The organism is Halorubrum halophilum (assembly GCF_000739595.1).
Classification (GTDB): domain Archaea; phylum Halobacteriota; class Halobacteria; order Halobacteriales; family Haloferacaceae; genus Halorubrum; species Halorubrum halophilum.
In genome coordinates, this window is the sequence record NZ_BBJP01000026.1 from 1 (window position 1) to 6,940 (window position 6,940).

Consider the following 6,940-nt stretch of genomic DNA (forward strand, 5'->3'; position numbering starts at 1 on the left):
TGGTCACGCTATCCAACTACATTACACCCAAGACCATTGGCACTTCTCATCAGATGAACAGAGTACATTCTCGGTGACAGAACGGGAGAAGCAGAAGACATCCCCTGGTAAGAATGTATATGTCTCGAAAGAAAAAGTAGTACAAGTCGAATGAACCTACATTTTAGACCTGACCTTACACCTTAGCCACTTCCTTGGCGTTGAAACCCGATTTATCAGGTAGCTCCCGCCCTAATCATCTAGCTCCGTCTCAGACGGCCATGTTGGGTCCTCTGGGCGAGGGATCTCTTCTACCAAATTCTTCTCGAAGTTTGAAGCTCTCCAGGCTATCACGTTCTCCTTCCGCTGGACATATTTTTCGTCGGTATCCAGCCAGCGGCCAATTTCCTTGTAACTGTGGCCAGCACAGAGCAGCACCATCAACGCGAAATCGAAGCGATCGAGATTGCTCTCGTTTGCGTCGGCATCGATTCGGTCGAGGAACGCTTGTGAGGCATCACCGACGAACTCCATCAGTATCTCATACACCTCCTCGTCATCAAATCCATCGAACGTGAATCCCTTCGTGATGTTGTTCCTAGGGTCACTCTCTTCGGTGTCCCAGCGAATCTCTTCGAGGGCCGCTCTTTCACAGTCGTGAAGTCTCGACAGGCGCTCTGGATTCTCCTGTTCCCAGGTTGTGAGTGTGTCGGTTACAGCCTCAGATTGAGCGTGTTCGATATAGGGATCACACCCTCGCTTCGCGATGACTGACCCGATGTTCTTTCCCGAGATCGTCAGTAGGACGGACGCACATCGATCAGTCTGTTCGAGGATCTGTGCGACTTCACGACGCGATTCGAGTTCATCAAGACCTGCACGCTTCTGCGCGTCGTGGACGAGGTTGTTTCTGCGTTCTTTGACCTCGACAAGCGATCCATGGTCACCTCCGGTCAGTATTTGGATATCACAGAGTTTCTCTAATCGCTTTGCGTGCCCCATACTCCGAACGTGCTCTGTGATGCTGTCGAGACGAGCTTCCTCGCGAAAGAGTTCGTTGAGGACCGTTTCCGTGGTCAATTCTTCGATGAGTGCCGAGGCGAGGAGGAGATACGAAAAGAATGACCGCTCAACATCGCTGTCGATCCCGTCGGCGGACCGGAGTTTTTCAGCGATTTCAGTACGCTGTTCGAGATAGTACTCGAGGACGTTGTCTGAGTGCCCGACGAGAGAGTTTTGGCGTTCTACGTAGGCAACTTGGAGGAGTAATTCCTTCTCGAAAGGGGTGCTCTCACTCAGCTTCTGGCACTTCTGGAGCGAAGTTGTGGGGAGATGGCGAGTCAAATAATCGATGTCGTCGTAGACGAGCGGTGTATTTGTCGGGCAATTGTCTACGATTGACTGAAAATTGTCGTTGTCAGAGAGTTCGTTAAGTGCAGCACGAATCTCGTCGACGCCAAGTTCTCGGACATCTTCTGACTGGTCTGATTTTTCACCGACCGGAACAACGCGGTAGGACGCATCTCCGACGATGACTACCGGCCCTTCCAGATCGAGAACCTGATATTCCCCGATAGGACTCAGAGAGACTGTCTCTGAGTCTATTGTGAACGATAAGTCGAGATCAGTATCGTCGCCCACGCGTCAAAACTGCAAAGGGCTCTATTCGACCTGGGCTTCGTACTCGTCCCAAAGCGTGTCGATGTCTGTGCCGGTCTCCTCAGAGATATGGCGCAGCAACTGCGCCCTGTTCTCGAACCGACGGAGTTGGCCCTTTGCGCTCATAGTAGGACATAATCGCTCCTACAATAATAAATCACGGGGGTACATTTTTCGCTCAACAAACCACGACCTATCCGTTCTTTAGCCACCTACTCCGCGAGTGTGGGAGATGGTTGGTCGATGGCTGTGTATTCCCGGTCTCGGCTGGATCCGTCTGCTTCGAGGAGGTTGTATTGAGTCATCTTTGACAGATACGCCCGAACGGTACGCTTCGTCCGCGGATCGTCGACCGCCTCAGTATAGCGGTCGTGGATCTCGCTGGGTCCAAGCGGGCCGTGGTCGCGAACAATATCGTACACGACCCGCTGGTGCGGTGTGAGCGAGTCGAGGCTCTTCTGCTTGATTTGGGCCCGAGCATCTTCAGCAGCGTCTATGAGAATGTCGTTAGTGATATCCTCGTGATTTTCCCGATCAGCCGTGCTGGCTGCGCTGCGAAGCATCCCGATCGCAAGACGAGCATCGCCAGCGGCAGCATCAGCGATCTGAAAGAGCTGGTCGTCGGTGATGACGCCGTTCTCAAGCCCCCACTTCGTTCGAGCACTCAGAATATCGTAGAGTTGCTCGTTGTGGTACTTGTCCATCCGGACGTGTTCGCTGGAGCGTAGCCGACTCACAAGGCGGTCGTCGACGCGGCTGAACAGCTCTTCTTCTTTGTTCGCGATACAGATCACCGCGAACTGCTCCATACTGTGGAGGTCGTAGATAATGCTCGGGTCTTCGAGTTGGTCGACCTCGTCGAGGATGACGACGGTTCGAGGGCCGTCGTACTGTTGGAGCCGATCAATGAGCTCGTCGTGGGGTGTCGACTGGCGGTGGATGTCTATCGTGGCCCCGATGTCGTCGAGGATCTGGTACAGCGTTCGGAAGCGGCTGTAGTTTCGCCAGCAGTTGACGTAGGTGGCCTCGACGTCGAGCACTTCCTCGCGGAGCCGTTCAGTAACGAACTTCGAGACACAGGTTTTGCCGACACCGCTCGGGCCGGTGACAATGGCCGTGTCCGCTGGCTCGCCGTTCGTGATCGGTTCCAGAACGCTTGAGAGATGGTTGACCTCGGCGTCGCGATGCTCGACTTCTCGAGGGACGAACCCGGCGCGGAGGACGCGAGCATCACGGATCATTTGGGTCTGACAGATTCATTTCCGCTCAGGTTATAAAAACCTCACCGGGTCAATTCCGGAAAGCTCCCCATCGCCGTTTGATTGCTTCTTCTATGGTGTCGCAGTCCCCCGATTTTGATTGTGGAAACACCTCGCTTCCGGAAACGCCCGAAAACTTACTCGGCGCGCTCTAGTTCGGCGTCCTCACCGTCGATCTCGATGATATCACCGTCGCCGACGTCCAGCGCGTCATGAAGCTTCTCGAGATGGTCGTCTGCCTCCTCGCGGAGCTCCTTCGCGGTGGTGAGATCAACCTCTCCATCTTCGAGTGTCTCAGCGATTTCTTCAAGTCGATCGATTGTCCCGGCGATGTCAACCTCAGCTTCACTCATACTTGATGGATACTTGGAGCGTCCTTGAATACCCTGTTATGCTCACAGAACTCCACCTGCCCACAGTGCGACACCGAGCAGTAGCAACCCAACGAGGACCAGGATGACTATCCGAAGTTGGCGGGCTTCCTGTTTTGCTTCTTGGACATCCGTATCCGTCTCGATGTCTCGATACGCGCTTTCGATCCGGCGCTCAAGCGCTTCGGTTTCTTGGGTGATGTGTGTCTCGTACGCCCGATCAATACGGGTCTCCAGTCCGCCAATGCGTCCCTGTGCTGCCCGTACCGTCACGGCCTCTGTCTCCGCCGCGTGTTCGATCTCCTGGAGTGCCGTCTCGATCCTGTCGTCGACCGCATCGAGGCGTGATGCTGTAAGTGTCGTGTAGGCGGTATCGATCCGCTGTTCGAGATCAGCTGCTCGCTGGATACGTGCCTGCCGGGTTTCTGCCGCCCGTTCGAGCCCTACAACGGCGTTTTCGATCCGCCGATTGAGCGCGTCAAGCTGCTCGCTGACGACTGTTTCGTACCCGATTTGGAGCCGTCGTTCGATGGTCTCGACCCGCTCTCGGATGGTGCTCATCTCAGGTGTCGCTACGATCCCCGCATCTGTCGGTGTCATTGCTGCCTTGTCAGCGACCGCTTCGGCGAGGGTCTCATCGTCTTCGTGGCCCACAGCGACGACTGTCGGGGTCGCACAGTCCGCGATTGCTCGGACGACGGGTTCCTCATTGAAACACCATAGCGTGTCGTCTGCGCCGCCACCACGCGTTACGACGATGATGTCGATGTCCGGATCTCGATCTGCCTGTTGGAGCGCCCCTACGATCGATGCTGTGGCGTTTTTGCCCTGAACGGTCGCTCCAAAGAACGTGAGCGTCACTCCGGGTGCGCGTCCCCAGGCGGACTCACGGAAATCTTCTCGAGCCGATCCAGTCAATGAGGTGATGATCCCGATGTTTGATGGAAACGGTGGAAGTGACTGTTTTCGGTCGGCATCGAAGAGGCCCTCCTCATTGAGTTCGGCACGTAATGCCTCCAATTCCTGTGATCGATCGGAGTCGCCGACTGGCCAGTAGTTTTTGACGTTGAGTTGTGTCCGGCCACCTTCGGCGTAGAAATCGACGTTTGCCCGGACGATCACCTCCTCGCCTTCGGTGATGCTCTCGTCGATACGGTCGCGATAGGACGACCACACAATACACTGGATTGTTTCCTCGCCGTCGACGTCTCGGAGTGTAAAGAACGTCCCGTAGCCCTTCGCTGTCGCATCGGATACTTCACCGACAACGTATGTCGGAAACCGCTCCGCGGCAGATTCCAAGGTGGCAGCAATTTCGTTGTTGAGTCGAGACACGGACCATGCGGACTTCTGCGGTTTCGTATTTTCTGATCCGGTATCGTCGTCGACGGCCATTCGGCTCTGCCTAAGACGTTGGGTGGTTTAGTTCATTCTTCTGCTCTTTCGAGCTTCATCGCTAATGCCTCGAGTTCGTCTACGTCATCAATTGCTGCTAACCACCGGTCTGGGATTTGAGACGCTCCAAATCGCGCGCCTGCGATAGCACCTGTGATTGCACCGATCGTATCGGTGTCTCCACCTCGGTTGACGGCTGTCACAATTGCCTCCTCTGCATCTGTGGCACGCAGCCCATCGTGGAGTGCTGTCTGTAGTGAGTGGATCACGTAGCCCGATGTCTCCAATCGCTCGGGTGAGTCGTTACGTGCCAGCGGGCTGAGCGCGCCAGTTAGTTCGTCAGGAGCTTCTGGGTCGACGTAATTGAGAGCGTCCCGTAGCGGCGTATCTGTGTTCTCAAGAAGGCCAGCAAGTGTGTGATTCAAAATGGCACAACCGTAGGTACACCGTGGATCTGCGTGCGTGATCTGCGAAGATTGTCGACTCACCGTGACGAGTCGCTCCCGGTCGGTTGCGTAAGGTATCGCGAGCGGCGGACACCGCATCACACTTCCATTGCCTGCGTTCTGACCCTCAGGACTGGTCTCCCAGATGTGCTGGCCAGCTTCGTTCCAGTCATCGCCGTGTTTGAGTCGACTCAACGACTTCATCGTCATCCGGCCGATATCGAATGGGTCACTGTCGTACCAGTCGACAAATCGAGACGCGACATCTGCTGGGTCGAATGCTTGCTTCTCAACAAGGCTGCGGGCAATACAGAGGGCCTGTTCGGTATCGTCTGTAATCGTTCCTGCTGGCTGATTCCACGTCCCATGGCCAACCATCTCGTCAAGTTGTCCGTATTCAGCCGCAATCGTGGATGCCGACGAGAACTCAACTGGTCGGCCGAGCGCATCCCCACAGGCCAATCCGAGGAGGATCCCACGGACTCGATCTGAATTCATACGAAGATCAACTATGGCTTTTGTGGAAAAGTGTGGGTAGTGTGCTCTATGGTAGCTACCCTCTGCGGTGTTTTGGACACTCCTGTGTGTCGCTGAGTCCACGGTCAGGCATCGGTGGATTCGGCGAGTGGGTGGCTCAGGCCATTATGTTCTATCCCCTTTTTACCTAGTGCGAATCAACAAAACAGGTTAGACGCTGATTCGTGTGGTTGGACACACTATTAGCAGCGTGCTGTGATGAACGACGAAAGGACGTGGTTGAACCGCTCTGGCTCCTCTAAGAAAGGACAATGACCACTATTGGTGAAGCGCTCAAGCTGGGCGTCAGGTGTATTGTCGGCAACGTATTCGACACCACCATTCTCTAGCATCGTTTCGTCTTCACCAAGACACACGAGGGTAGGAACATCCACGTCGGGAACCACTTCCCGGTAGTCGCGTACTGATTGGTCGAAAAGAATCGCGCTCGTGATCGGTGGTGGGACTCGTGTGATCTCATCGAAGAGCGTCTGTTCGACAGTATTCGGTTCATCCACGAGCATCTCGTCAATGAGGGACCACGCCAGCTCGTGTGGGTTGGTTTGTGCGAGCTCCATGAGTCCACGAAGTTCATCAAAGCCGAACACACCGTGCTCGTAATCCTCTTGTTCAAGATCGAGTGGCTGTTGTTCGACACTTACGAAGCCGCGGAATCGGTCTGTCCCAAACTGACGAACGTATTCCCATGCCACGAGCGACCCCATCGACCAGCCGACCAGAATAACATCAGAAAGGCCCTGTGTGTCAAGGAACGCTTCCAGGTCACGAGCATACTGTGGCAGCGTATGTCCGGTTTCGGTTTTCTCGGAGCGACCGTGGCCTCTGAAATCGAGGGTGATAACCTGATACTCGTCGCTGAGCGATTTCTGTTCGCTGAAGAATCGGCTACTCATCAACACTCCGTGGAGGAAAACAACCGGTACCCCGTCGCCATCTGATTCGTAGTACAACTCAGCCCCGTTGACCGATTCCGTTGGCATATTGGCAAATATGTCTAATAGTTGTTAGCTGTTATGACGGCGACGTGTTCAAATGCGATCGTTGTACCACGCGAGGGTTTCACCGAACTGTAACCCGTCGGTCGGGACTGTGAATTCAACACTCGTCTCGGAAAGCAACGGTGTGAGTTCCTCGTGGTAATCTCGTCCAGCGTGGAAGACGAGCCGATTCCCGTCACCAAGCAGGCCTTCTTTGCGTAACTGCTCAAACACGGTTTCTGCCCACTCTCGCTTCGTATCCACAGACGCACCACTCAGCGTCTCATCATACGGTTCGATCTGCATTGCGTCGGTGG

The 6,940-nt window shown here is 55.0% G+C and carries 8 protein-coding genes; all 8 read right to left on the minus strand.

Going from position 1 to position 6,940, the window contains the following annotated elements:
• Positions 1-231: 231 nt before the first annotated feature.
• Positions 232-1,620, minus strand: coding sequence for a hypothetical protein (locus ACP96_RS09330; protein WP_050033105.1), 1,389 nt, complete (start codon positions 1,618-1,620; stop codon positions 232-234).
• 21 nt (positions 1,621-1,641) lie between these two features.
• Entirely contained in the window at positions 1,642-1,764 is a 123-nt protein-coding gene (locus ACP96_RS19735; protein ID WP_008528531.1) for a hypothetical protein, read from the minus strand.
• Between the two features lie 86 nt (positions 1,765-1,850).
• Positions 1,851-2,879 (minus strand): Cdc6/Cdc18 family protein, encoded by a 1,029-nt coding sequence (locus ACP96_RS09335; protein ID WP_050033106.1) that lies wholly within the window; start codon positions 2,877-2,879, stop codon positions 1,851-1,853.
• A 155-nt stretch (positions 2,880-3,034) separates the two neighbouring features.
• On the minus strand, positions 3,035-3,250 hold the full coding sequence (locus tag ACP96_RS09340; RefSeq protein WP_050033107.1) for an exodeoxyribonuclease VII small subunit: 216 nt from the start codon (positions 3,248-3,250) through the stop codon (positions 3,035-3,037).
• 42 nt (positions 3,251-3,292) lie between these two features.
• Positions 3,293-4,663, minus strand: coding sequence for an exodeoxyribonuclease VII large subunit (gene xseA, locus ACP96_RS09345; RefSeq protein ID WP_050033108.1), 1,371 nt, complete (start codon positions 4,661-4,663; stop codon positions 3,293-3,295).
• Between the two features lie 32 nt (positions 4,664-4,695).
• Positions 4,696-5,607, minus strand: coding sequence for an ADP-ribosylglycohydrolase family protein (locus ACP96_RS17700; protein WP_082222497.1), 912 nt, complete (start codon positions 5,605-5,607; stop codon positions 4,696-4,698).
• A 221-nt stretch (positions 5,608-5,828) separates the two neighbouring features.
• Positions 5,829-6,626, minus strand: a complete 798-nt coding sequence (locus ACP96_RS09350) for an alpha/beta fold hydrolase (protein WP_050033109.1) — start codon at positions 6,624-6,626, stop codon at positions 5,829-5,831.
• A 48-nt stretch (positions 6,627-6,674) separates the two neighbouring features.
• The coding region (locus ACP96_RS09355; RefSeq protein WP_342764816.1) for a DUF6884 domain-containing protein at positions 6,675-6,940 on the minus strand (266 nt) is incomplete at its 5' end.

Excerpts from the sequence above, each read along its gene's own strand:
- ACP96_RS19735 (WP_008528531.1), bottom strand. The coding sequence starts at position 1,764 with ATGAGCGCAAAGGGCCAACTCCGTCGGTTCGAGAACAGGGCGCAGTTG.
- ACP96_RS09335 (WP_050033106.1), bottom strand. The coding sequence starts at position 2,879 with ATGATCCGTGATGCTCGCGTCCTCCGCGCCGGGTTCGTCCCTCGAGAA.
- ACP96_RS09340 (WP_050033107.1), bottom strand. The coding sequence starts at position 3,250 with ATGAGTGAAGCTGAGGTTGACATCGCCGGGACAATCGATCGACTTGAA.
- xseA (WP_050033108.1), bottom strand. The coding sequence starts at position 4,663 with ATGGCCGTCGACGACGATACCGGATCAGAAAATACGAAACCGCAGAAG.
- ACP96_RS17700 (WP_082222497.1), bottom strand. The coding sequence starts at position 5,607 with ATGAATTCAGATCGAGTCCGTGGGATCCTCCTCGGATTGGCCTGTGGG.
- ACP96_RS09350 (WP_050033109.1), bottom strand. The coding sequence starts at position 6,626 with ATGCCAACGGAATCGGTCAACGGGGCTGAGTTGTACTACGAATCAGAT.